The organism is Pontibacter ummariensis, assembly GCF_900188175.1.
GTDB lineage: Bacteria > Bacteroidota > Bacteroidia > Cytophagales > Hymenobacteraceae > Pontibacter > Pontibacter ummariensis.
Map to the genome: position 1 here is coordinate 244,979 of NZ_FZOQ01000004.1, position 22,121 is coordinate 267,099.

Here is a 22,121-nt window from a genome sequence, read left to right on the forward strand (position 1 = left end):
CTTCCCCCTCAAAAGAGACATACAATCTTTACACCATACAAAATACAAACTATGAATCTTGAAGGAAAAATTGCTGTCGTAACTGGTGTTAGCAAAGGCATTGGCTTGGCCACGGTGAAGGCCTTGTTGGACAAGGGCATGCAAGTAGCGGGCTGGGGACGAACCGCACCAGAACTGCAGCACGATAATTTCCATTTCTTTGAGTGTGACGTGCGCTATAACGAATCTGTGCAGCGCGCTTTTGACCAGACGATAGCCAGGTTAGGGGTACACATATCCGTACTTGTGAACAACGCGGGTATGGGAGTAGCCGCTCTGTTGGAAGAGACTTCGCTGGACGAGTGGCACACCATGTTTGAGACGAATGTGAACGGCATCTTTTACTGCACCCGCCTGGTGTTGCCGGGCATGAAGGAGCTGGAAGAAGGCCATGTCATTAACATTTCCTCCATTGCAGGCACCACAGGGGTAGAGGGCATGTCGGGCTACTGTGGTACCAAGCATGCCGTGCGTGGCATCTCGCACTCGCTATACAAGGAAGTGCGCAGCTATGGCGTGAAGGTAACCTGCATCTACCCGGGCTCTGTACAAACCAACTTCTTTGACAACATTGACCAGGTGATTGCCAGCGACAACATGATGCGCCCCGAGGACATTGCCTCGACTATCCTCCACGCTTTGGAGTCCCATCCGAACTACCACCACGTTGATATAGAGGTCCGGCCCCTGATGCCGAAGGGAAAAATTAAGAAATAGAAACAGAATGGCGTGGCTTTTGTAGCTTTACGATCTGCAATAAAGAACCTGGGCCGGGTGGGCTGTAAGCCTGCCCGGTTTATCTTAATAAAGAAAGAGATTGTCAGTAGAAGTAAAGAACCTAACCAAGGTATATGGCGAGCAGCACGCCGTGGATGATATCTCGTTCACAGTGGAGCAGGGGCAGATCCTGGGGTTCCTGGGGCCGAACGGCGCCGGAAAGTCCACCACCATGAAGATTGCCACTTGCTACCTGCCGCCCAGCGCGGGTACTGTGTTGGTGAATGGGCATGACGTGCTACAAGATCCCATTGCCGTGCGCCGGAACGTCGGCTATTTGCCCGAGCACAACCCCCTGTACCTGGACATGTACGTGCACGAGTACCTGAACTTTGTGGCCTCAGTGTACAACCTGAAAGGCAAGCATGCCCGAGCCCGGGTGCAGGAAATGGTCGAGCTGTGCGGCCTTACCCTAGAGCAGGGGAAAAAGATAGGGGCCCTCTCCAAAGGGTACCGACAGCGCGTGGGGCTGGCGCAAGCCCTGGTCCACGACCCGCAGGTACTCATCCTGGATGAGCCCACGACAGGACTCGACCCGAACCAGATTCTAGAGATCCGCTCCCTGATCAAGCAGGTGGGCCAGAACAAAACCGTTATCTTTTCGACCCATATCATGCAGGAGGTGGCCGCCATCTGCGACCGCGTGGTAATCATTAACCGGGGCCAGCTGGTGGCAAACAGCGATGTGGCCAGCCTGCAGGCCGGTGGCAAGGACGAGAAGGTGACCTTGGTAGAGTTTGAGCAACCCGTGGAAGTGGAGGCCCTGCAAGGGGTGCCAGGGGTGCTGCAGGTAGAGCAGGCACAGAACAACGTGTACCGGGTTACCTCTAAAAGGCAGACGGACATCCGGGCGAACGTGTTCCGGGTTGCAGCAGAACGAAACTGGCCATTAGTAGGGCTGCGGCAGGAAGAGAACTCGCTTGAAAAAGTGTTCCAGGAACTTACGAAGAAATAACAAACAGGACGTGCTGCATGACGGAGAAAGCCCCTGCCAACAGCAGGGGCTGGCACTAGGCTTGTCGGGCAGCATTCAAGAAGAAAATAATGCTTGCGATACTTAAAAAAGAATTCAATGGCTTCCTGAACTCGCTGATCGCCTATATTGTGATCAGTGTGTTTCTGGTGGCCGTTGGCATGTTCATGTGGGTGTTTCCGGAGAGCAGCGTGCTGGAGTACGGCTTTGCGGACATCCAGACCCTGTTTAACATGGCTCCCTGGCTGTTCCTGTTTCTGATCCCGGCCATTACCATGCGCACCTTTGCCGAGGAGAAGCGGGAGGGCACCATCGAGCTGTTGCTTACCAAGCCCATTACCGATCTGCAGCTGATCCTGGGCAAGTACTTTGCGGCCTTGCTGCTGGCTTTGTTTGCCCTCTTGCCCACGCTCGTCTACTACTATTCGGTCTATGAGCTGGGGGCACCGCAGGGGAATGTGGACTCCGCTGCGGTGGTAGGGTCTTACCTTGGCCTGATGTTTCTGGCAGCAGTGTTCTGCGCCATTGGGGTGTTCTCCTCTTCTATCTCGGATAACCAGATCATTTCCTTTGTGATCGCGGTGTTCCTGTGCTACATCATCTACACAGGTTTCGACCTGATCGCCTCCATTCCGGTCTGGGGTGGTTATAACTACCTGATCAGCCAGTTAGGCATTTCCTATCACTATGCCGCCATCAGCAAGGGCTTGGTCGACTCACGCGACGTGCTGTATTTCCTGAGCGTGATCGCCATTATGATCTTGTCTACTAAACTTGTGTTGAGGAGCAGAAAATGGTAAAAGAGCAAAACAAAAGCAAGCGCAGCGCTGATGTCCTCAAGTTTCTGGCCTGGGTTGTGGGCATCGTCTTACTGAACATTGTGGCGACCAACTACTTTTTCCGACTGGACCTAACCGAGGATAAACGCTATACCATCGCCCCGGTGACCAAGCAAATGCTGGGCGGCCTGGAGAGCGAAGTAGTGGTGGACGTGTACCTGGAGGGAGACTTCCCGGCAGGCTTTAAGCGCCTGCAGCAATCGGTGCGCGAGACCTTAGACGAGTTCCGCATTTACGCAGATGGTAACCTGCGCTATAACTTCATCGACCCAAACGAGATCACAGACGAGAAGCAGCGGAAGGAGTTTATCACGACGCTTGCCCAAAAAGGCATTATGCCGACCAACCTGCATGCCACTGAGGATGGAAAGCAGGTAGAGCGCCTGGTGTTCCCGGGTGCCGTGGTGAAGTATAATGGCAAGGAAACCGCTGTAAGCCTGCTCAAGGGAAACCTGGCCGCCTCGCCGGACGAGCGCCTGAACCAGTCGGTGGAGGGAATCGAGTACGAGCTGGCCTCGGCTATTCGGAAGGTGGCCTTGCCGGAGAACAAGATCATCGGCTATATCACAGGGCAGGGCGAGTTGGAGATGCAGTATGCGACAGATCTGCTGGGGTCGCTGCAGGAGTACTACCGTGTGGCCATGGGCGACCTGGATCAGATCCCAACCCTCAAGGACCTCGACCTGATCATCGTCGCCAAGCCTACTTCCGAGTTCTCTGAGGCAGACAAGTACAAGATCGACCAGTTTATCATGCAGGGGGGCAAGGCTGTGTTCTTTGTCGATCCGCTGAACGCCAACCTGGACAGTGCGGCGGCAGGGACGTTCGCCCTGCCTTATAACCTGAACCTGGATGATCTCTTCTTCCGCTACGGCGCGCGCCTGAACCCAACCCTGATCATGGACCTGAACTCCGGCTTTATCCCGGTAGTGACGGGTTACCTGGGCGACCGGCCACAGACGGAGATGATCAATTGGCGCTTTTACCCGCTGCTGAACACCTTCAGCAAGCACCCGATCACCCGTAACCTGGATGCCGTTTACTCTAAGTTTGTGAGCACTATCGATACGGTGAAGGCGGAGGGGATCCGGAAAACGCCCCTGCTCTTTACTTCCAGGTACTCCCGCATACTGGAGCCTCCCGTGCCGATCACGTTGGAAGAGGCGCGCATGGAGGTGAACCCGGAGCAGTTCCAGGCAGGCCCGCAACCGGTAGGATACCTCCTGGAAGGAAGCTTCCCGTCTTTGTTCCGCAATCGCCGGGCACCAGAGGGGGTGCAGGATACGGAGGTAATAGAGGAAGGGGTACCTACTAAAATTGCCGTCTTCTCGGATGGGGACCTGGTACGCAACGATATTAATTCCCGTACCGGGCAGCCGTACGAACTGGGCTTCGACCGCTTTAACAACGTCACCTTTGCCAACCGTGAGCTGGCACTGAACACGATACACTACCTGTTGGATTCCGAAGGTCTGATCAATGTACGGGCGAAGGAGATCGAGCTGCGGCCCCTGGATAAGGTGCGCGTGAAGGAGGAAAAGACTTACTGGCAAATGCTCAATTTAGTAGCGCCGATTGTACTGTTGGGGCTGTTTGGCGTAACACGTTTTTACCTGCGGAAACGCAGGTATGAGCGTTTCTAAATTTATCCCCCTATGACACAGCGAGACAGGAAAAAGGACTTGTAAAAGGGGTAGGACAAATGGGAAATATTTATAACTTTGTCCTAATATAAGTAAGAAGACGGGAAATTTAGCTTTTTTCATTGTACCTGCTCCCTACCATACAGGCAGAAGAGCCGGCTACCGGGAGCAGCTTCCTGTCTTTTGTGTCTTGCTACTTGTGTCGCTTTCCTTAACATCATAGGTCATATAATGAAATTTATCGTCTCTTCATCTGCGCTACTGAAGCAGTTATCCAGCATAAACGGGGTAGTCACCAATAACCCGGTGGTGCCCATTTTGGAGAACTTCCTGTTCGAGATCAACAACAGTACCCTCACCATCACAGCCAGTGACCTGGAGACTTCCATGATTACAGAGCTGCAGGTAGAGGCAAAGGAGAGCGGCCGTATTGCCGCCCCTGCCAAGATCTTGCTGGAGACTCTGAAGAACCTGCCAGACCAGCCGGTAACCTTTACCATTGATGAGGAAACGTATACGATCGAGATCAGCTCTTCAAACGGCCGTTATAAGCTGTCTGGGGAGAATGCGACTGACTTCCCGCGTGTACCAGTGGTACAGGGTGGCAGCGCCATCGAGATCCCTTCTAATGTGCTGGCAAGAGCTATTAACAAGACCATCTTTGCGGTGAGCAACGATGAGCTCCGTCCGGCCATGACAGGTATTTTCGTGCAACTGCGCAGCAATAATGTGACGTTTGTAGCCACGGACGGACACCGCCTGCTACGCTACCGCCGTACAGACCTGGGCACTGCACAGGAGGCGTCGCTGATCATTCCGCGTAAGGCCTTCACCCTACTCAAGTCGACTTTGCCGACAGAGGCTACTGCCGTGCGCATGGAGTTTAACCAATCCAACGCTTTCTTCAGCTTCGACAACATCCGCATGATCTGCCGTCTGATCGATGAGCGCTATCCGGACTATGAGAACGTAATTCCAGTGCAGAACCCGAACAAGCTGGTGATTGACCGGTCGGATCTGTTAAGCTCTGTGAAGCGTATCTCTATCTACTCTAACAAAACTACGCACCAGATCCGCCTGAAACTTACAGGATCTGAAATGCACGTTTCTGCCGAAGACTTGGACTTCTCGAACGAGGCGAACGAGCGCCTGAACTGCCAGTATGACGGAGAGGACATGGAGATCGGCTTCAATGCGAAGTTCCTGATGGAAATGCTGAACAACCTGGATTCTGACGAGATTACGTTTGAGCTTTCTACCCCGAACCGTGCGGGTTTACTGATGCCAATCGTAAACGAGGAGAACGAGAACGTGCTGATGCTGGTAATGCCCGTTATGCTGAACAACTACGTGTAACACCTAAGAAACGAATAAGCAAAAAGGGAGGCCATGGCCTCCCTTTTTGCTTATAGTGCTTTCCTTTGCTTCTTTTCCTGTAGTTGGATGTATACCGGGAAATGGTCGCTGTAGCCTCCAATATAGAGGTTATCGGCATAGGTGCGGATAGGCGTGTCCTTGTACTTGCCGAACAGGTACTTTGCTTCTTCCGGGGCATACACGTTGGCAGAGCCACGCACGTACTGCAGTCCCGGCTTGTCATCGAGCAAGGATTTGGAGATCAGCACCTGGTCCAGCATCTGCAAGTTACCCCTGTTGGCGTAGGTGCCGAGCCCATTCACAAAGGGCAGGTAAGTCGTGTTAAAGAGCTCTTGGGTGTAGTATGGGTTGGGGCGGCCAGTCGCCTGCAGGACCTGCTCCAGCACAGCAGACTTGGGCTCTGCGTTAAAGTCACCCAGCACGATGATCTTGCTGTTTTCGTCCGTTGCCCGCTGCGCTTCGATCTGTTGGCGAAGGGTAGTGGCTGCTGCTCTTAGGCGGCTATCCTCCGGCCGCCCGCTGCGGTTTCGGCCTTCAGATGGCCAGTGATTCACATACACCGTCAACGGCTCCCCCCGCAGTTCTCCCTGTACTTTCAAGATATCCCGGGAGCTGAAGCCCTGTTCTTCAAAATCGATAGGGATGCTTTCGGTGGCAGTAGGGGTAAAGACTTTTGGCTTATACAAGAGAGCGACATCCAGGCCCTGCGGATCAGGAGAGTCTTGGTGGATGATGCTGTAATCATACTTATCCAGGGGAGCGGTGTTGATCAGGTCCTGCAGCACCTGCTTGTTTTCCACTTCACTTAGGCCTACGAGGGCGGGGCCTCCCTTGCCGCCTAAGCCTGCTATTACCTTAGCGACGCCCTTTAGCTTTGCCTGGTAGCGTTCCTCTGTCCAGTTCCTTTCTCCCCCGGGGGTAAAGGCCTCATCGACTGTCTGTGCGTCGTCTTCCGTATCAAAAAGGTTTTCTGTGTTGTAAAACCCTATGGTGTATAGCTTACTTTTCTTACTCGTTAAGGGGAGCCGGGAACAGCCTACCAGGACGATAAGGGTAAAAAGAAGGCAGAGAGTTTTTATTCCGTGGCGCATCGCGTAACTTTGTACATACATAAATACTTAAGCATATTACGAGATTACGATACAATAAAGTTTAATATTGAAATATGAAGAAGTCTGAAATATATTTTAGCATCGCCCTGGATGACAAGCATGTACCGGAGGCCATCAGCTGGCGTGCGACGGACGCGGGGGAGAAGATTCACTTCGCCAAAGCCATCAACATCTCACTGTGGGACCGTGATGAGAACGGCACCATGAAGATCGACCTTTGGACGAAGGACATGCCGGTGGACGAGATGAAGTACTTCTACGTGGATACCATTGGGGCGATGGCCCAAAGCCTTGCCACAGCCACAAGTGATAACGTGATGGCGAAGAAGATGCGCGATTTGTGCGAAGAACTGATGAAGCACATTGAGGAGGAGCAAAAGAAAGGAAACTCCTAAGCAAGGAATGCTAAAACAAGAGGGCCGCTTTTACTAATAAAAGCGGCCCTCTTGTTTTAGCATGGCTACTGCCAAATGGTTTACGCTAGTTCAGCGTTATGGTATTCTCGGAGTTAGCTGACTTACTATCTGTAGAGGTAGCTATCTCCTGCGTTTTATTTTGTTTGGCCAGATTAGCCATAAACTCCTGCTCAACCTGGTTGTAAGCTGGTCGGTTACCGAAATAGGTGTTGTACTGTCTGGTACTCAGCACGTCCTCCAGTTCCCGGTCGCGCACATCACAGATTGCTTTGCACTTCTCTTCGATCAAGGCCTGGTTGCCCGCGAACTCCTGCTCTACGGCCATCTTCTGAGCCACTACCTCCATGTTTATTTCCCGCACTTTACGGGACTGGTAGTTGTTCAGGCCCAGTTCCCGGATCATTTGATCCGATAAATGGTTGGCCCTGTTCTCTACCACCGCAGCGGCTTTCTTTGTTACGGTAGCAGTCTTCTTATTTTTATTTTCGGTGATCTTTTTATTTCCGCTTGCTGACGCTGAAAGAATACTCCCACACATCACGCAAGTTATTAACAATGCCTTTTTCATAGCTTTTCCTTTCTTTCTCTAGTTTTAACGGTTTCTTATCTCCTTACATATATAACGTAGCGTTTTTTTTAATGATTCCGCTAACGCCTAAAATTTGTAATAAGCTATATAATATAGTGCAAGTATTAAGCCAAAAAGCCGGCTTGCGCTGGCAAACCGGCTTTTTGTAGTGTTATACGGAATGTTTTAGCTAATCTACCACTTATTCTTCCACATCATCGACTCGACAGGGGTGATGGTGCGGTGGTTGTACTTTGCGTTTTCCTTTTTGTTGTAATAGTTTTCGATTCCGCCCTTTACTTCAAAATAGATCAGCTGGCCAATTGGCATCCCGTAATACACTCTTACAGGCATGGACACCGATATTTCAAGCGTCCAGGTATTGCAGAAGCCTACGTCGCCCTTGCCGGCGGTGGCGTGTATGTCTATGCCCAGGCGCCCCACACTTGATTTCCCCTCTAGGAAAGGTACATGGGCATGTGTTTCGGTGTATTCCAGGGTCACACCCAGGTACAAGCGGCCTGGCTCCAGCACATATCCTTCTTCCGGTATGTCAAACACCTCGATTTCGTTATGTTTGCGGGCGTCCAGCACCTCATCTTTATATGTGGCCAGGTAACGGCCCAAGTGTACGTCGTAAGAGTTGGTGCCCAGGCAATCCCGGTTAAAGGGCTCTACCAGGATGGTGCCTTTCTCTATCTCCTCTAAAATCTGCTTGTCTGTTAAAATCATGGGTGGGTGGTATGTACCTGTAAAAGTAGGCAAATCTACTGATTTCAGGAAAAAGAAACAGGCGCCTTTCTCCAGCTTCTTTTAAAGTAAAAGCGGCAGCACCTTTACCAGGCCCTGCCGCTCTCTTCCAAGTTTCAGTAGCTTATTTGTTGTTATGCGCTTCCTGCAGGGCTTCGTAGTTCGCCTGCACAAACTGGTCTACCAGGTCACCGCTTATGGCAGTAGACACGAAAAGGGCCTCGTACTGCGATGGGGCCAGGTAAATACCTTTCTCCAGCATGGAGTTAAAGTAGCGGCCAAAAAGCGCTGTATCAGATGTCTTGGCCGTCTCAAAGTCCACCACCGGCTGCTCGGTAAAGAACAGGCTGAACATAGAGCCTACCTGATTGATGGTGTAGTTTAACCCTAGCTGCTGCATGTTCTGCTTTATACCGGCAACGATACTGTTGGTTGTTTTCTCCAGGTCTGTATAAACTTCCTGGTGCTCTTTCAGATAAGTGAGCATGGCCATGCCCGCCGCCATGGCGATAGGGTTGCCGGAGAGGGTGCCTGCCTGGTACACCGGGCCAGCAGGGGCTACAAAGTCCATGATCTCTTTTTTGCCGCCGTAGGCCCCCACCGGCATACCGCCCCCGATGATCTTGCCCAGGGTGCTCATGTCCGGAGTTACGCCGTATAGTTCCTGGGCACCCCCTGCAGCAAGCCGGAAGCCTGTCATCACCTCGTCGAAGATCAGGACGATGCCCTCCTGATCACACAGGTCCCGTAAGCCTTGCAGGAAGCCTTGCTGTGGTGTCACCAGCCCCATATTGCCGGCAACAGGCTCCAGGATGATAGCGGCTACCTGATCCTTGTTGGCGTCCACCAGGGCTTTGACGGCATCCAGGCTATTGTAAGGGGCTGTGAGGGTATCCTGGGCAGTGCCTTTGGTGACACCGGGGCTGTCTGGAACCCCTAAAGTGATGGCCCCGCTACCCGCCGCAATCAGGAAGGAGTCTCCGTGCCCATGGTAGTTCCCTTCAAACTTAATGATCTTATCGCGGCCTGTAAAGCCGCGGGCTACCCGTATAGCCGACATGGTCGCCTCCGTACCGGAATTCACCATGCGCACTTTCTCAATGCTCGGTACCATGCTCACGATCAGCTCGGCAATCTCGATCTCCCGGCGTGTGGGAGCACCAAAGGAGAGAGAATTCGGGATTGCTTTCTGTACGGCTTCGTTTACCACCTCTGCAGCATGGCCCAGAATCATCGGGCCCCAGGAGTTGATGAATTCTACATAGCGGTTGCCGTCTTCGTCGTACAGGTACGGGCCTTTCGCGGAAACCATAAAGCGGGGATTGCCGCCTACGGCTCTGAAGGCGCGCACGGGCGAGTTAACCCCACCCGGGATACTTTTCTGTGCCCGTTGAAAGAGCTCGTTACTAGCAGGTGCTTGCGTCATAAGTATTCTTCTTCTGAGTAAATGTCATTTAAAAAACCGGGTTCACCACAACCAGCTGCAGGTTATCCAGCTTTGTAATGGGAACATATTGGTTGTCGGTGCGCAACTCATCGCGCGCAGCATGGTCTGTATAGCCCAAACCGGAATAAAGCACGCCAGGGGCAATGCCGGTAAGCATCAGTTGCTGGTTAAACTGCGGCCCGTATTGCTGCAGGAGCTGCCCGAAGTAATACAGCATTTCAAAGCCCGCGTAGGCATACACCGAGGGTGGCAGGTTGTACTTGCTGATATACTTTTTACGGAACTGCTTATAAGCCAAAGAGGTCTTGTCGATGTACTTCGGGCTGACAAAGTAAACCTCCAGGTTGTCAAGCTGCTGCAGGGTAATTTGGTTAATGTCCAGCCACTTATCGTAGGTGATCAGCGGCAGAGTAGGGGCTTTGCTTTGCAGCAGGCTGGTTGCGTTCACGGCAGCCGTCATCTTATCCGAGAAAACAGCGACATGGCCTATGTCCTGCAGGTTCAGCTTCGTAAAGGCTTCTGAGGTAGCTGAGGTCTGTTCAGAGTTAAGCTTCTTATAAGTTCTTACCTTGCCGCCTAGCTTCTGGAACTGCTGCTTGTAGTGGTAGGCAAAGGTGGTGTCGTCTTTTGTGTTTTCGAAGAGAACAGCGGCCGTCTTCGGAGAAAAGTTCTGGAAGGCGTAGGTCGCGGCCTGTCGGGCCTGTGTGGCAAGGGAAGACTCGAACAGGAGCACGTTCTTATTGCCTTTCGCCATATCCAGGTCTTGCGACAGGGGATTGATCACGTTAATTCCTTTTTTCTCGGCAAAGCGTCCTGCTACCCTGGCTGTTGACTTGTAAATGGGACCGATCAGCAGGTCCATTTGCTGCAGTTCCGGCATCTCCAGTACGCGCTTTACACTCATGGTGTCCGCACTGGTGTCGTAGGTGAAGAGGTTCACGTTGATACCCTGTTTCTGCAGGGAGTCCTGCGCCAGCTTAATGCCGGCGTACATATCGGTCACAAACTGACTCTTGCGCGCTACCTGTTGCAGGTCCTGGTCTAACTGGAAAGGAAGGAGCAGTGCTACGTTTACGCCCTGGTTGCTCAGCGCTTTCTTGCTCAGGTAGCGGTCACGATCCAGGTCAAAGTGCGTGACGATGCTCTCCAGCGCCTGCCGGTCCTGCGGGCGGTACCAGCCCCCGATCAGCTTATCCGCGTACACCTGGGCTACCGTTTTGTCTGAGTCGAAGCGTTTTAACAGTTGCTCATAGGTTGGCCTGTCCACCCGGGTCAGGTAATAGCGCTTCAGGTTCTCCGCATCGTTTTCGAGCGAGCTTCCTTTCAGTTCCTGCAGTTTGCTGAGCGCCCGTTCGTAAGCACCCTGCTCAAACAGCACGTTTGCCAGCAGGTAGTCCGCATCGGCCATGCCCTCCCAGTTCGGATGCTGGTTTTGCAGTTGCAGCAGCATGTCATAAGCCTTCTCCGGCTTATGGTTGTGGAGTGCTGCCAGGGCATAAAGGTAAGAAGCTTCCGGCGCGTAGCGCGAATTATCGGTAAGGGGCAGTAATTCGGCCATGGCCTGCTCGTAGCGCTGCTGTTGCAGCAACACTTTGCCATTGCTGTAGGTGGTGGCCGGATCCTGTATTTGTGCCTGTGCCGGCAAGGCGAGTGCTCCTAAGAGCAGCACCCCCGCTACATTCTTCCAAAAGCTTCTGTTCATACTATTCTTATATACGGCAAAAGACAAAGGACAAAAGGCTTGCGTCTAAATCTTAAAGCCCTTTATCCTTTGTCTTAACTTTCATTTGTCAAAAATTACTCCCACTCAATCGTGGCCGGTGGTTTAGAGCTGATATCGTAGACCACGCGGTTTACGCCTTTTACTTTGTTTATGATCTCGTTCGATACGTCTGCCAGGAACTCATACGGTAAGCGGCACCAGTCGGCTGTCATGCCGTCGATACTGGTTACGGCGCGTAGGGCCACTACATTCTCATACGTACGCTCGTCCCCCATCACGCCTACTGACTGCACTGGTGTGAGAATAGCACCTGCCTGCCATACATCGTCATACAATCCTGACTTTTTCAGGTTACTGATAAAGATGTGGTCTACCTGCTGCAGCACATGTACTTTCTGCGGCGTAATATCGCCCAGGATGCGGATGGCCAGGCCAGGACCAGGGAAAGGGTGACGCCCTAAAATCGTGTCTTCTATCTTCAGGGTTCTACCTACTAAACGCACTTCGTCTTTGAAAAGTGTTTTAAGCGGCTCCACCACCTTCAGTTTCATAAAATCAGGAAGCCCGCCCACGTTGTGGTGCGACTTGATGGTGGCAGAAGGTCCGTTCACGCTCATGGACTCGATCACGTCGGGGTAGATGGTGCCCTGCGCCAGCCACTTCACATTCTCAATTTTATGGGCCTCCTCATCAAACACTTCGATAAACACGCGGCCGATTGCCTTGCGCTTCAGTTCCGGGTCTGTTAAGCCTGCCAGGGCAGAGTAAAACTTATCCTTGGCGTCTACACCTTTCACGTTCAGGCCCATGTGCTTGTAAGAATCCAGCACGGTCTCGAACTCGTCTTTGCGCAGCAAGCCATTGTCTACGAAAATACAGTACAGGTTCTTGCCAATCGCATGATGGATCAACATGGCCGCCACGCTGGAATCTACGCCGCCGGAGAGGCCCAGCACTACTTTATCGTTGCCTAATTGCTCCTGCAGAGCGGCCACAGTGCCTTCCACAAACTGCTCAGCTGTCCAGTCCTGCTGGCAATCGCAGATGTGTACCACAAAGTTGCGAAGCAGGATTTTGCCTTCTTCGGAATGGGTTACCTCCGGGTGGAACTGGATTCCGTAGGTTTCCTGGCCTTTCAGCTTATAGGCAGCCACCCGCACGCTCTCGGTGCTGGCGATTACCTCGAAATTAGCCGGGATCTCTTTGATCGTGTCGCCGTGCGACATCCACACCACAGAGCCAATCGTCAGCTCTTTGAACAGGCGGTCCTGGCTGTGTACTTCGTTCAGGCGGGCGCGGCCATACTCCCGGATGGTAGAAGGGGTAACCTCGCCGCCATGCTCATGGGCCATCAGCTGGGCGCCATAACAAACCCCCAATACGGGTAGCTTGCCAAGGTACTGGCTTAAATCTAACGTGGGGTACTCCGGATCGCGCACTGAGCAGGGGCTGCCCGATAGGATAACGCCCTTCACGTCTTCTGTCAGGGCAGGGGCGTTGTTAAACGGGTATATCTCGCAATATACGTTTAGCTCACGCACCCGTCTGGCAATTAGCTGGGTGTACTGTGAGCCGAAATCGAGGATGAGAATTTTTTCTGGCATGCGCAAAGGTAAGGTAGTTTAGCGGTATGAGGCAATTTTATTTAAAGATATGCTGTAGGCTAGGAAGGCATGGGCGCAGTGTCGGGCACAGGGGCAGATGATGTTGCCGTTGAAGTTTCTTCCTGCCTGTCGCTTCAGAAACATGGTATCAGGTACAGCAGCAAAGGGGGAGCGGCAGGAAAAAATCTTTTTACCTAATTGCCTGGCTTCTTGGGGGTAGCCGTTTGGGTCGCCCTGAAGCCCATCTTTTTTGTGGCTGAAGTTTGTATTGTAAGAGATGTTTCTTACTTTTGTATCGGCAAGCCGGCACGGCCAGCTCCCGCCGAACTCCCCCAGGACCGGAAGGTAGCAAGGGTAGGTGGTTGAGCGGCGCGATGTTCGGCTTGCCACTTTTTTTGCCCTTCCCTCAGGCTTTACGCCTTTTCCCAAATTTCCTGCTATTACCTTCCGGAATCTCAATTAATGCGTTAGATTTGTAGAGATATTTCACTACATCCTAAGCATTATGAAATTCTTTATCGACACTGCAAATCTGCAGGATATCCAGGAAGCACACGACCTAGGTGTACTGGATGGCGTTACCACCAATCCATCGCTGATGGCCAAAGAAGGCATCACGGGCCACGATAACATCATGGCGCATTACAAAAAGATATGCGAGATCGTGGACGGCGACATCAGCGCAGAGGTAATCGCTACAGACTATGATACCATTATTCGTGAAGGGGAGGCCCTGGCCGAACTGCACTCGAACATTGTGGTGAAAGTGCCTATGATCCGTGATGGTGTGAAAGCTATCCGTTACTTCAGCGAAAAAGGCATCAAGACAAATTGTACACTTGTGTTTACGGCTGGGCAAGCCCTGCTGGCTGCTAAAGCAGGCGCTACGTACGTGTCTCCTTTCATCGGTCGCCTGGACGACATCGCAACAGACGGATTGGCGCTGATCGAGCAGATCGTGAACATTTATAGCAACTACGGTTATCAGACACAAGTGCTGGCTGCTTCTGTGCGTCATGTCATGCACCTGGTGCAGTGCGCCGAGCTTGGTGCAGACGTGGTTACCTGCCCGCTTTCTGTGATCACAGGCTTGTTGAAGCACCCTCTGACGGATAGTGGACTGGAGAAGTTCCTGGCCGACCACGCCAAAGGCAACAAGTAAAACTTAATTATGAATTAAAATTATGAATTGGGAAGATGAGGCCCTAAAAGTATGGCCTGTAATTCCTGATTCATAATTTCTAAATTCTAATTCATAATTAGAGGAAATGTACATCGTTAAAGTGAAGGGAAAGGCCAAAATCCCGGATTATATACAACTGCGCGACAACAATTTTGTGTTGATTGCCTATTTTAGAGCCGACCGGCCGCTCAAAAACCTGGACCGCTACGGGCTGGAAGGGAAAGAGGAGGCGCTGGCAGCTGTGATTGAGTCCCTGGAGTTTGGCAAACTCCAGAAATTAGAAATTTAAGTACTTATGAGTTTTTCTTCTTCCCCGGTGGTGTCGCTGCGCGATGTTGCCGTTTACCAGGACGTCAATACGGTGTTGAGCAACGTGAGCTTTGATATTGACAAAGGAGATTTCGTGTACCTGGTGGGCCGCACCGGAAGCGGAAAAAGCTCTTTGCTGAAGACCCTGTACGCCGATTTGCCCCTGTTATCGGGTGTGGCGGCTGTGGCTGACTTTAAGCTGAACAAGCTTCCCCGCAAGCAGGTGCCCTACCTGCGCCGTAAAGTGGGCATCATTTTCCAGGACTTCCAACTATTGTTTGACCGCACTGTGGCTGAAAACCTAAGCTTCGTGTTGCGTGCAACAGGCTGGCAGGACAAGTCCAGGATAAAGCAGCGCATTTCCGAGGTGCTGATGCGGGTAGGCTTAGATGCCGCCGCCTCAAAAATGCCCCACCAGCTTTCCGGCGGAGAGCAGCAACGCATCGTCATTGCGCGTGCCCTGCTCAATGAGCCGGTTATTCTTTTTGCCGATGAACCTACCGGTAACCTCGACCCTATAGTGGCTGACGGCATCATGCAGTTGTTTATGGAAATCAACCGGAGCGGTACGGCTGTTCTCATGGCTACCCACAACTACGAGATCATTCACCGCTACCCTAAACGTGTGCTCAAGTGCGAGCATGGAAAAGTGTTGGACTCACAGGTAGAGGAGTTCGGCTTAGTTACTGGTTTTTAGAGCAGTTTCCTAAGCTTGTCTATCCTCTTTTTGGATATTTCAGTTGGTACAACCCAGTTAAGCCTGTTGTAGCGGAAGCTGGCACAGGTTTTTTTATGAACCTGAGGTTTACTGATTAGGGGGATAGTATTGCTCGCGTAGTTCCAGGTAACGGTCCTGCGCTTGTTCAATGGTGCTCAGTTCTGCTGCTGAAAGTTCTGTCAACAGGGCTTGGTAGCGATTGTTAAGCGAATTCCACCAGCCTTCCACCATCTCCCACTCGCGTCCCTCGTAATTTGCTGCATTATCGGCCAAGGTAGAGGTAAAGCGCTCGTAGGTATCGGCGATATTTTCGGTCGTGATGTTGCTCAGGTCCGGGTTTATGACCGGGACACCCAGTAAAGCATAGCGCATGCCGGCCTCTTCGTACTGCTGTTGCCGCCGTTGTTTGGCCAGGTTATACCGCTCCTCCAGGTTCGCTATTTCTTCCTGTTGCTCTGGGCTGTAGTCGCCCAGGTTCTCTATCACGCGGCCCTTGCGCTCCAAAAACTGCTGGTCAATCTCTGCCGACTCTGTTTCCCACCGCGAATCATCTTCTATGGACTGTTGCAAGGCCCGTAGTTCTACCTCTGTGAGTGAGTCCTGTTCAAAAGTCGCCACAAAGTCTTTATACGCAGTATAGGCCGCTTCTCTTTCGATTACCGCCTGGTCCTCTTCGTTGTTGCAGGCGAACAGAAAGGACAGGCACAAAGCCAATAACAGGGTGCTGGTTTTCCGAAACATAGCTACATAGGTTTGTTACAGTGTTTGTAACGGTGCCACTAGGGCTGGGTTTCGTCCTCTGATCTGCAGCCCATCGGGAGGTAGCAAAAAACGATAAGAGCTTGTTTTGTAAGGGTATTGCTTACCTTTGCCCTACACAGCTACCATCGCAAATGGAAGACATCAAAATGGCTGACGAGAAGGCCCTGTATGCGAAGCACAAGCCAGAGCTGGATGCAGCGTTCAGTACCGTAATGGAGCAACTGGCTTTTGAGGACGGACCACACCTACAGCAGTTCGCCCAAACCCTGCAGCAGTATTTGCAGGTGCCCTTGGCCATACCCTGTGCCAGTGGTGTTGCTGCGCTGCAGTTAGCCCTTTTAACCTTAGATTTAAAAGCCGGGGCAGAGGTTATCCTGCCTGCATTCAGCTACGAAGCCGGGGCAGAGGTAGTGTCCAGGTTAGGGCTGCTGCCTGTGTTTGCAGACGTGCTGCCAGATACCTTTACCCTTGACCCGGTAGCGGTAGAGAGGGCCACAACTGCTGCTACCGCTGTGATCGTACCGGTGCATTTGTTTGGGCAGTGTGCCGATATGGATGCGATCATGGCCTTCGCGCAGCAACATCAGCTATACGTAGTAGAAGATGCTACACAGGCCCTGGGGGCTACGTTTAAGAGAAGGGGTGAGCAGGTGCGGCAGGCGGGTTCTATCGGACATATGGGGATTACTTCCTTCTTCTCTGCAAAGCCTTTTGGTGGCGTAGGGGATGGTGGGGCATTACTCATAAAGGACAAAAGCCTGGCGGAGAAAGCTGCCAATCTGTTGCGCTACGACCAGACAGGAGCCGCTGGTCTGGTGGCCGATGCGAAACTGGAGAACTTACAGGCTGCCCTGCTGGATGTGAAGATGAAGTATCTAACCGAATACCACGAGGGGAGAAAGAAGGTGGTTGCCTTTTATGACCGTGCCTTTGCGGAAGTTGCAAAGGTGCAGGTATCGGCGGTGTCTCCAGAAAGCAACCGGGTGTATCAGCAATATACGATTAAGGTACCCTCTAAATTACGGGACGGCTTGCAGCAGTACCTCCGCGATAATTTTGTGCCCAGTGTAGTGTATTATCCGCAGCCCTTACACCGAAACAATAACTTTGCTTATGTGGGCTACCAGCCGGGAGACTTTCCTGTTGCCGAAAGTTTGAGCCAGTCACTGCTGTCCTTGCCCTTGCACGCCGGTCTGAAGGAGGACCAGTTAGCCTATATTTGTCAGCATGTGAAAACTTATGTTAAGCAAAATGCTTGACAAGAGGATTTATTGTTCTTGTTATCCCTCCCTATAGCTTCCAACCCGTAAGGCCATAGATCACCTTGCGCAGCCAGGCATTCATCTCAGGGTAGATGTTCAGGTTGAGGGCGAGGGCAGCATAGACAGAGATCAGGAGAAGAGAGCGCACCAGGATATCCAGGAAAACGTTCCCGAGATAGGGCACCAGGTAGGACACCCCAAGCGACACGACCCCGATCACGGTAATAGCCAGGGCACGCCAGGTAAAGGGCTGAATCTTATAGATGATTTGCACAAAAAAGAGCCGGAGCAGGTTCATAGAGACCAGGGAGATCATAGAAGCCAAGGCAGCACCTTCGATGCCGTAGCGCGGTATAAAGTACCAGTTGGTCCAGATGGTAAGGGCTGCCAGTACCAGGTTAAAGCTCAGGTCCCACCTGTACTTTTCAGACGTAGCGAGTATAGCCCCGTTCAGGCTGGTGGCCAGGTCTACCAATCTGGCGATGGCTAAAAATAACACCACGTATTTGCCACTACGATAACTCTCAGGCATAAACTCATACAGGTTGTCAATATTTGCCCAAATGCCGATAAAGAGCAGTATCCCTACAATCAGGTTAATCATCGTCACGTCCTGGTACAGCTTTTTCATGCCGGTCAGGTTATTTTCCTTCCAGAACTCTGCTACCTGAGGATGGGCAATCTTCAGGATAGATTTGCCCGGTACCAGTATAGCACTGGTCATAAAAAAAGCCGTGGTATAAATACCATTGGCGGCCAGGCTGTAGGAGGAGATCATCACCTGGTCTACCGTCGTGATGATGGTGGTGGAGATGTTGCCAAAAAACGTGAAAAGGCCATAGTAAAAGACCTCCTTAAGAGGGATGATGCTGAACACGGTCACAGAGGGCCTGACAAATAATTGCTTTAGCCATATAACGTAGACGACCAGCACGAGAGCGCCCACGCAGTTTACAGCCACGTACAGCAGTACAAAGGTCTGAAAGTCCATTTCCCCTAGCGCGTAAACACTTATCAACAGGGTCGTAAGGAGGCGTAGCAGAAAGTCCTGCACGAAAGAGGAGACAATGGTTTTGTACAGAGACCGCAGGTAAGCTGTAAACATGTTAAACAGCAGGGTGAACAGCGCCAGCGGAATCAGGTAATAATAATAGTCGATGATGAGCGGGGAGTTCTCTATGTAATAGTCGACAATGACCGGCTTAAACAGCAGATAAAGGACCGTGCTCAGTACAAACCCAAGGAGGGGCACCGAGAGCAGCAGAAACAGAAAACCATTGTGCTGCTTTTCTTTATCCCGAAAGTACGGAAAGTAGCGCACGCTCATGTTCACGAAACCCAGCGCCGAGAACTGCGCATACATCACCGAGATAGACAGCAGCAAACGGGTAAGACCGACCTCTGCTTCATCCAGGAAGTTTGGAAATAGCAGAATGGTGTTCACATACCCGATTAAGATTCCGGCATAGGAGATAGCCGTGTTCCAGATGCCTTCGCGCTGTAATGTCCTACTCATTAAAAAAACTCAGAATTGTAAAGGTAGCTTATTTAAAGCATATAGGAGAAGGAGAATAGAGCTAGAAGAGGCATAGGAACTGGTTAAACTTAGTTATGAGGGCGCATACGCTGCTATAAGCATCCTACTGGGAAGTAAAATTAGCAATGTGCTGTAGGGCTAGTTCACTGCTTTTCCCGTCATAAGGAGTACCCACTGTGGCATTGTAGTACCTGGCCCGCAAGAAAACGTCCGGCTTATCCTGTAGGCGTGCAGTCAGCATGTCGCATAGTTTTTCAGGTGTTGATATAGCCTCTACCAAGCCCTGCGCTACATATCCATAGACGTCATGCAGCGGCTCGATGGAGTTAAAGTTATAGTAGATGGACCAAACGTTCATCAGGACAGCTTCCAGGTGAACGCTGGAATTACTGCTAATCATTACATCCAGGTGTTGCAGGTATTCGAATGTTGGTTCTTTGCTGCTATCTGAAATGGAAACAGTAGGTGCTATGCTCTGCAGATACGTGAAGTCTCGCTTATCGCGGGGGTGCGGCCGGACAATGATTCTGACTTCAGGTAAGCAGTTGGAGAGCTTTCTTGTCAATTTCTCCAGCTCTTCTATTAAGTCTAAGAGGCTTGCGCCAATGCCAATGGTCCGTATCGTTCTGTTACGGTTGCGCGCTGACACAAAAGCGTCAGCTTTTGGCATGCCTATTAGTTTTACTTCCCCGGTAATAGGGCCGCATTCAATGTACTTGTCTAAAGAGTCCTGACCCTCCAGCAGGCTTAAGTCAAACTGAAGAGGGGGGAAGGTGGTAGATACGCTGGCATGCTGAACATAAGCGGTCTTGATGCCAAGTGCTTTTGCAGCTAGTAACATGGCACGTGCGTCGGGGTTGTGGTCATTGGCAAACACAATGGCTGCAGGTTTAAACTGTTGAAGCTTCTGATGATACACTTCATAAAAGCCCACAGCATCATAGAGCACATCCACAAATCGGAGGGTAATTTCCGGCCTTCTTTTTAAGAACTGAAAGAGCAGGTACGGAAACTTATAGTAGTACAATATCTTGCGGCGTAGCGAAATCCGTTCCACCACATTATGGTACTTTCCGATATCCTTGTTCTGCCCGGCTACTAAAACAGTCTCAGGCAGGGTATCGGCGATAAACTTTAAGCTGTCATAATTGTTTTGGCTAACAACGTACAACCAGACTTTCCCCTTTAACTTCTCCGGATGCTCTACCGTCTCAAACAGGTTTCCAATTAGACGTAAAAAAGTATAACCTGCCATTCTGAAAAACCGAAAAAGGGGCTTACGAGGAGAGATCATACTTTTAACACTTTCCGGCAGGTTGTAGAAAGCGTCCAAATAGGGCCGATAGAGAATATTACGGTAGAGGGCAAGAGTATCCTTCATGTGCTGTTCTAAGTGTTTGTTAACTGGTTTTCTAACCTCTGCATCTTGTTTATCTTTTGCCCTGCAGTACCCGGACGTGGAGGGACAGGGCCGGGAGGCTTGTTACTCGGAACGCCCTGCTGTTTTAACGGCTTAGCTGAGTCTTATACGCTTCCTGCTACTCCCCATTCCTTACTGCTTGTGTAATGCTGTAGGAATTGTAACTTCTAGAAGTACGCGTCCTCAGTTTAGTTCTGGTAAAGAGGTCTCGCTGATGGATCGGTAATAAAGTTATGGCTTAAGCAATTCTGTAGTTCAATCAAAGTGTTAGGCAAAAGGGGGGCTTCCAGTAATTTTCCCTGCTTTAGCACATAGCAGTTTAAACTGAAAACCCAGCGTCTACGTGCTGTCGGATTTCGGCACGCAATTGCTCGACTGATAGCCAATCTTTGTTCGTGTCAGAGTTGTACTTAAAGCCCATCTCCACCATTTTGCCCTTGTGCGCTTTCAGAAACTCTGCAGGTGACCAGATAGGGGTGGAAGGTAAAATAACATAATACTTATCTAGCTCTACCGTATTCAGAGAGTCTGTCTCCGTTATCATTTCCTCGTGCAATTTCTCTCCTGGACGGATGCCCACGATTTCCTGCCTGCAGTTTGGTCCTATGGCTTTGGCCATATCCGTGATGCGGTAAGAAGGTATCTTGGGTACGAAAATCTCACCACCCCAATGATTCTCCAGTGCATGGAACACAAGCTCTACTCCTTCCTTCAGTGAAATATTAAAACGTGTCATCTCCGGGTGAGTAATGGGCAGAACGGCCTCTGACCTTTTCGATAAAAAGAAGGGGACTACGGAGCCGCGGGAGCCAATTACATTACCGTAGCGCACTACCGAGAAGCGTATATCGCGCTTGCCTTTCATGTTATTAGCGGCTACAAACAACTTATCAGAGCAAAGCTTGGTAGCGCCATAAAGACTAGTGGGGGCAGCAGCTTTATCGGTAGACAGTGCCACAACCTCCCGCACACCCGTGTCCAGCGCTGCGTTAATCACATTTTCAGCACCTAGGATGTTTGTCTTGATACACTCAATTGCATTGTATTCAGCAGCTGGTACTTGCTTCATCGCGGCGGCATGTACGATAATGTCTATTCCTTCACAGGCGCGCTTCAGACGGTCTCCGTCGCGTACATCGCCTATAAAGTATTGGATAGAGTGATACTTGGTCTGTGAGAATGCCTGAGACATTTCGTACTGCTTCATTTCATCGCGCGAGTAAATCACCAGGCGCTGCACATCGGGAAAGCGTTCATACACCATTTCAACAAACTTTTTTCCTGACGACCCTGTGCCGCCAGTTACAAGAATAGACTTATTGCTCAGGTCTAAGGCCATGTGTCATTTGTTGCTTCGTATACTATTGTAAACCCTTCTCTTGAGGGTGCAAGTTACACGTTTCCACGCCGAATAACGAGCCTGTTGTGGCTAAAGTGCCGATGAGGATATATTGCTGGTGCTCTTCCCCGGACCTTTAAGCACTAGCCGTAAAGTATAGGGAGCAAACCCTGAATGGCTAGGCTGGATGGGGTAGGGGGAGCGGAGGAAGTTATACAGACATAGGAAAATGTAGGCCTTTACATTGTTAAGGGTAAACCATACCGCTGTTGATGTTCTGGTACTTGCTTTTTTATGCTGTGGTTAAGCAAGTGGGCTATACA

At 51.1% G+C, this 22,121-nt stretch carries 20 protein-coding genes and 1 other RNA gene; 11 read left to right on the forward strand and 10 right to left on the reverse strand.

Annotation, left to right across the window (positions count from 1 at the left end; translation table 11 throughout):
- Positions 1–51: 51 nt before the first annotated feature.
- The 5 genes from CHB92_RS06610 to dnaN all read left to right on the forward strand — a co-directional run bounded on the left by CHB92_RS06610 (position 52) and on the right by dnaN (position 5,627).
- Positions 52–756, forward strand: coding sequence for an SDR family oxidoreductase (locus CHB92_RS06610; RefSeq protein ID WP_089318395.1), 705 nt, complete (start codon positions 52–54; stop codon positions 754–756).
- A 100-nt stretch (positions 757–856) separates the two neighbouring features.
- Positions 857–1,771 carry a gliding motility-associated ABC transporter ATP-binding subunit GldA gene (gene gldA / locus CHB92_RS06615; protein ID WP_089318396.1) on the forward strand — a complete coding sequence of 305 codons (915 nt, stop codon included), beginning with the start codon at positions 857–859 and terminating at the stop codon, positions 1,769–1,771.
- 89 nt (positions 1,772–1,860) lie between these two features.
- Positions 1,861–2,589: a gliding motility-associated ABC transporter permease subunit GldF gene (gldF, locus tag CHB92_RS06620; protein ID WP_089318397.1), complete on the forward strand. Its 729-nt coding sequence runs from the start codon at positions 1,861–1,863 to the stop codon at positions 2,587–2,589.
- Positions 2,583–4,271 (forward strand): gliding motility-associated ABC transporter substrate-binding protein GldG, encoded by a 1,689-nt coding sequence (gene gldG, locus CHB92_RS06625; protein WP_089318398.1) that lies wholly within the window; start codon positions 2,583–2,585, stop codon positions 4,269–4,271. The genes gldF and gldG overlap by 7 nt, the downstream gene beginning before the upstream one ends.
- Before the next feature lie 231 nt (positions 4,272–4,502).
- The gene (gene dnaN / locus CHB92_RS06630) at positions 4,503–5,627 is read left to right on the forward strand and encodes a DNA polymerase III subunit beta (RefSeq protein WP_089318399.1); all 1,125 of its coding nucleotides are present in this window, start codon (positions 4,503–4,505) and stop codon (positions 5,625–5,627) included.
- 50 nt (positions 5,628–5,677) lie between these two features.
- On the opposite strand, the gene CHB92_RS06635 is transcribed toward dnaN, so the two are convergent.
- A complete protein-coding gene (locus CHB92_RS06635; protein WP_144266279.1) occupies positions 5,678–6,739 on the reverse strand; it encodes an endonuclease/exonuclease/phosphatase family protein in 1,062 nt (353 codons plus the stop codon).
- A gap of 74 nt (positions 6,740–6,813) precedes the next feature.
- Between CHB92_RS06635 and gldC the strand changes: the two genes are divergently transcribed.
- Positions 6,814–7,155 (forward strand): gliding motility protein GldC, encoded by a 342-nt coding sequence (gldC, locus tag CHB92_RS06640; protein ID WP_089318401.1) that lies wholly within the window; start codon positions 6,814–6,816, stop codon positions 7,153–7,155.
- An 85-nt stretch (positions 7,156–7,240) separates the two neighbouring features.
- Here gldC and CHB92_RS06645 read toward each other — a convergent pair whose 3' ends face one another.
- The 5 genes from CHB92_RS06645 to guaA all read right to left on the reverse strand — a co-directional run bounded on the left by CHB92_RS06645 (position 7,241) and on the right by guaA (position 13,268).
- Positions 7,241–7,744 carry a hypothetical protein gene (locus CHB92_RS06645; protein ID WP_089318402.1) on the reverse strand — a complete coding sequence of 168 codons (504 nt, stop codon included), beginning with the start codon at positions 7,742–7,744 and terminating at the stop codon, positions 7,241–7,243.
- Positions 7,745–7,939: 195 nt separating this feature from the next.
- Positions 7,940–8,476, reverse strand: coding sequence for a dCTP deaminase (gene dcd, locus CHB92_RS06650; RefSeq protein WP_089318403.1), 537 nt, complete (start codon positions 8,474–8,476; stop codon positions 7,940–7,942).
- A gap of 142 nt (positions 8,477–8,618) precedes the next feature.
- A complete protein-coding gene (hemL, locus tag CHB92_RS06655) occupies positions 8,619–9,920 on the reverse strand; it encodes a glutamate-1-semialdehyde 2,1-aminomutase (RefSeq protein ID WP_089318404.1) in 1,302 nt (433 codons plus the stop codon).
- Between the two features lie 28 nt (positions 9,921–9,948).
- Entirely contained in the window at positions 9,949–11,643 is a 1,695-nt protein-coding gene (locus tag CHB92_RS06660; protein WP_089318405.1) for an ABC transporter substrate-binding protein, read from the reverse strand.
- 95 nt (positions 11,644–11,738) lie between these two features.
- Positions 11,739–13,268: a glutamine-hydrolyzing GMP synthase gene (gene guaA, locus CHB92_RS06665; protein ID WP_089318406.1), complete on the reverse strand. Its 1,530-nt coding sequence runs from the start codon at positions 13,266–13,268 to the stop codon at positions 11,739–11,741.
- Positions 13,269–13,562: 294 nt separating this feature from the next.
- Here guaA and ffs point away from each other — a divergent pair.
- The 4 genes from ffs (at position 13,563) to CHB92_RS06685 (ending at position 15,457) form a co-directional block, all read left to right on the forward strand.
- An RNA gene (gene ffs, locus CHB92_RS06670) (signal recognition particle sRNA small type) lies at positions 13,563–13,662 on the forward strand.
- Between the two features lie 111 nt (positions 13,663–13,773).
- Positions 13,774–14,430, forward strand: a complete 657-nt coding sequence (gene fsa, locus CHB92_RS06675) for a fructose-6-phosphate aldolase (RefSeq protein ID WP_089318407.1) — start codon at positions 13,774–13,776, stop codon at positions 14,428–14,430.
- Positions 14,431–14,536: 106 nt separating this feature from the next.
- Complete coding sequence (locus tag CHB92_RS06680; protein ID WP_089318408.1) at positions 14,537–14,740, forward strand: fructose-6-phosphate aldolase; 204 nt, start codon at positions 14,537–14,539, stop codon at positions 14,738–14,740.
- Between the two features lie 6 nt (positions 14,741–14,746).
- On the forward strand, positions 14,747–15,457 hold the full coding sequence (locus tag CHB92_RS06685; protein WP_089318409.1) for a cell division ATP-binding protein FtsE: 711 nt from the start codon (positions 14,747–14,749) through the stop codon (positions 15,455–15,457).
- A gap of 108 nt (positions 15,458–15,565) precedes the next feature.
- Here the strand turns inward: CHB92_RS06685 and CHB92_RS06690 are convergent, their stop codons facing one another.
- Positions 15,566–16,219 (reverse strand): hypothetical protein, encoded by a 654-nt coding sequence (locus CHB92_RS06690; protein WP_089318410.1) that lies wholly within the window; start codon positions 16,217–16,219, stop codon positions 15,566–15,568.
- 152 nt (positions 16,220–16,371) lie between these two features.
- On the opposite strand from CHB92_RS06690, the gene CHB92_RS06695 reads away from it, so the two are divergent.
- Positions 16,372–17,499, forward strand: coding sequence for a DegT/DnrJ/EryC1/StrS family aminotransferase (locus tag CHB92_RS06695; protein ID WP_089318411.1), 1,128 nt, complete (start codon positions 16,372–16,374; stop codon positions 17,497–17,499).
- Between the two features lie 31 nt (positions 17,500–17,530).
- Here the strand turns inward: CHB92_RS06695 and CHB92_RS06700 are convergent, their stop codons facing one another.
- The 3 genes from CHB92_RS06700 to pseB all read right to left on the reverse strand — a co-directional run bounded on the left by CHB92_RS06700 (position 17,531) and on the right by pseB (position 21,798).
- Positions 17,531–19,018, reverse strand: coding sequence for a lipopolysaccharide biosynthesis protein (locus tag CHB92_RS06700; RefSeq protein ID WP_089318412.1), 1,488 nt, complete (start codon positions 19,016–19,018; stop codon positions 17,531–17,533).
- A 124-nt stretch (positions 19,019–19,142) separates the two neighbouring features.
- A complete protein-coding gene (locus CHB92_RS06705) occupies positions 19,143–20,420 on the reverse strand; it encodes a hypothetical protein (RefSeq protein ID WP_089318413.1) in 1,278 nt (425 codons plus the stop codon).
- Positions 20,421–20,778: 358 nt separating this feature from the next.
- The gene (gene pseB / locus CHB92_RS06710; RefSeq protein WP_089318414.1) at positions 20,779–21,798 is read right to left on the reverse strand and encodes a UDP-N-acetylglucosamine 4,6-dehydratase (inverting); all 1,020 of its coding nucleotides are present in this window, start codon (positions 21,796–21,798) and stop codon (positions 20,779–20,781) included.
- Positions 21,799–22,121: the final 323 nt, after the last annotated feature.

What these genes read in the sequence shown, in the direction of transcription:
- CHB92_RS06695 (WP_089318411.1), top strand. Translation starts at nt 16,372, where the DNA reads ATGGAAGACATCAAAATGGCTGACGAGAAGGCCCTGTATGCGAAGCAC.
- fsa (WP_089318407.1), top strand. Translation starts at nt 13,774, where the DNA reads ATGAAATTCTTTATCGACACTGCAAATCTGCAGGATATCCAGGAAGCA.
- CHB92_RS06680 (WP_089318408.1), top strand. Translation starts at nt 14,537, where the DNA reads ATGTACATCGTTAAAGTGAAGGGAAAGGCCAAAATCCCGGATTATATA.
- CHB92_RS06635 (WP_144266279.1), bottom strand. Translation starts at nt 6,739, where the DNA reads ATGCGCCACGGAATAAAAACTCTCTGCCTTCTTTTTACCCTTATCGTC.
- guaA (WP_089318406.1), bottom strand. Translation starts at nt 13,268, where the DNA reads ATGCCAGAAAAAATTCTCATCCTCGATTTCGGCTCACAGTACACCCAG.
- gldC (WP_089318401.1), top strand. Translation starts at nt 6,814, where the DNA reads ATGAAGAAGTCTGAAATATATTTTAGCATCGCCCTGGATGACAAGCAT.
- dnaN (WP_089318399.1), top strand. Translation starts at nt 4,503, where the DNA reads ATGAAATTTATCGTCTCTTCATCTGCGCTACTGAAGCAGTTATCCAGC.
- CHB92_RS06645 (WP_089318402.1), bottom strand. Translation starts at nt 7,744, where the DNA reads ATGAAAAAGGCATTGTTAATAACTTGCGTGATGTGTGGGAGTATTCTT.
- pseB (WP_089318414.1), bottom strand. Translation starts at nt 21,798, where the DNA reads ATGGCCTTAGACCTGAGCAATAAGTCTATTCTTGTAACTGGCGGCACA.
- CHB92_RS06610 (WP_089318395.1), top strand. Translation starts at nt 52, where the DNA reads ATGAATCTTGAAGGAAAAATTGCTGTCGTAACTGGTGTTAGCAAAGGC.
- CHB92_RS06660 (WP_089318405.1), bottom strand. Translation starts at nt 11,643, where the DNA reads ATGAACAGAAGCTTTTGGAAGAATGTAGCGGGGGTGCTGCTCTTAGGA.
- CHB92_RS06685 (WP_089318409.1), top strand. Translation starts at nt 14,747, where the DNA reads ATGAGTTTTTCTTCTTCCCCGGTGGTGTCGCTGCGCGATGTTGCCGTT.
- hemL (WP_089318404.1), bottom strand. Translation starts at nt 9,920, where the DNA reads ATGACGCAAGCACCTGCTAGTAACGAGCTCTTTCAACGGGCACAGAAA.
- gldG (WP_089318398.1), top strand. Translation starts at nt 2,583, where the DNA reads ATGGTAAAAGAGCAAAACAAAAGCAAGCGCAGCGCTGATGTCCTCAAG.
- CHB92_RS06700 (WP_089318412.1), bottom strand. Translation starts at nt 19,018, where the DNA reads ATGAGTAGGACATTACAGCGCGAAGGCATCTGGAACACGGCTATCTCC.
- gldF (WP_089318397.1), top strand. Translation starts at nt 1,861, where the DNA reads ATGCTTGCGATACTTAAAAAAGAATTCAATGGCTTCCTGAACTCGCTG.
- dcd (WP_089318403.1), bottom strand. Translation starts at nt 8,476, where the DNA reads ATGATTTTAACAGACAAGCAGATTTTAGAGGAGATAGAGAAAGGCACC.
- CHB92_RS06690 (WP_089318410.1), bottom strand. Translation starts at nt 16,219, where the DNA reads ATGTTTCGGAAAACCAGCACCCTGTTATTGGCTTTGTGCCTGTCCTTT.
- CHB92_RS06705 (WP_089318413.1), bottom strand. Translation starts at nt 20,420, where the DNA reads ATGAAGGATACTCTTGCCCTCTACCGTAATATTCTCTATCGGCCCTAT.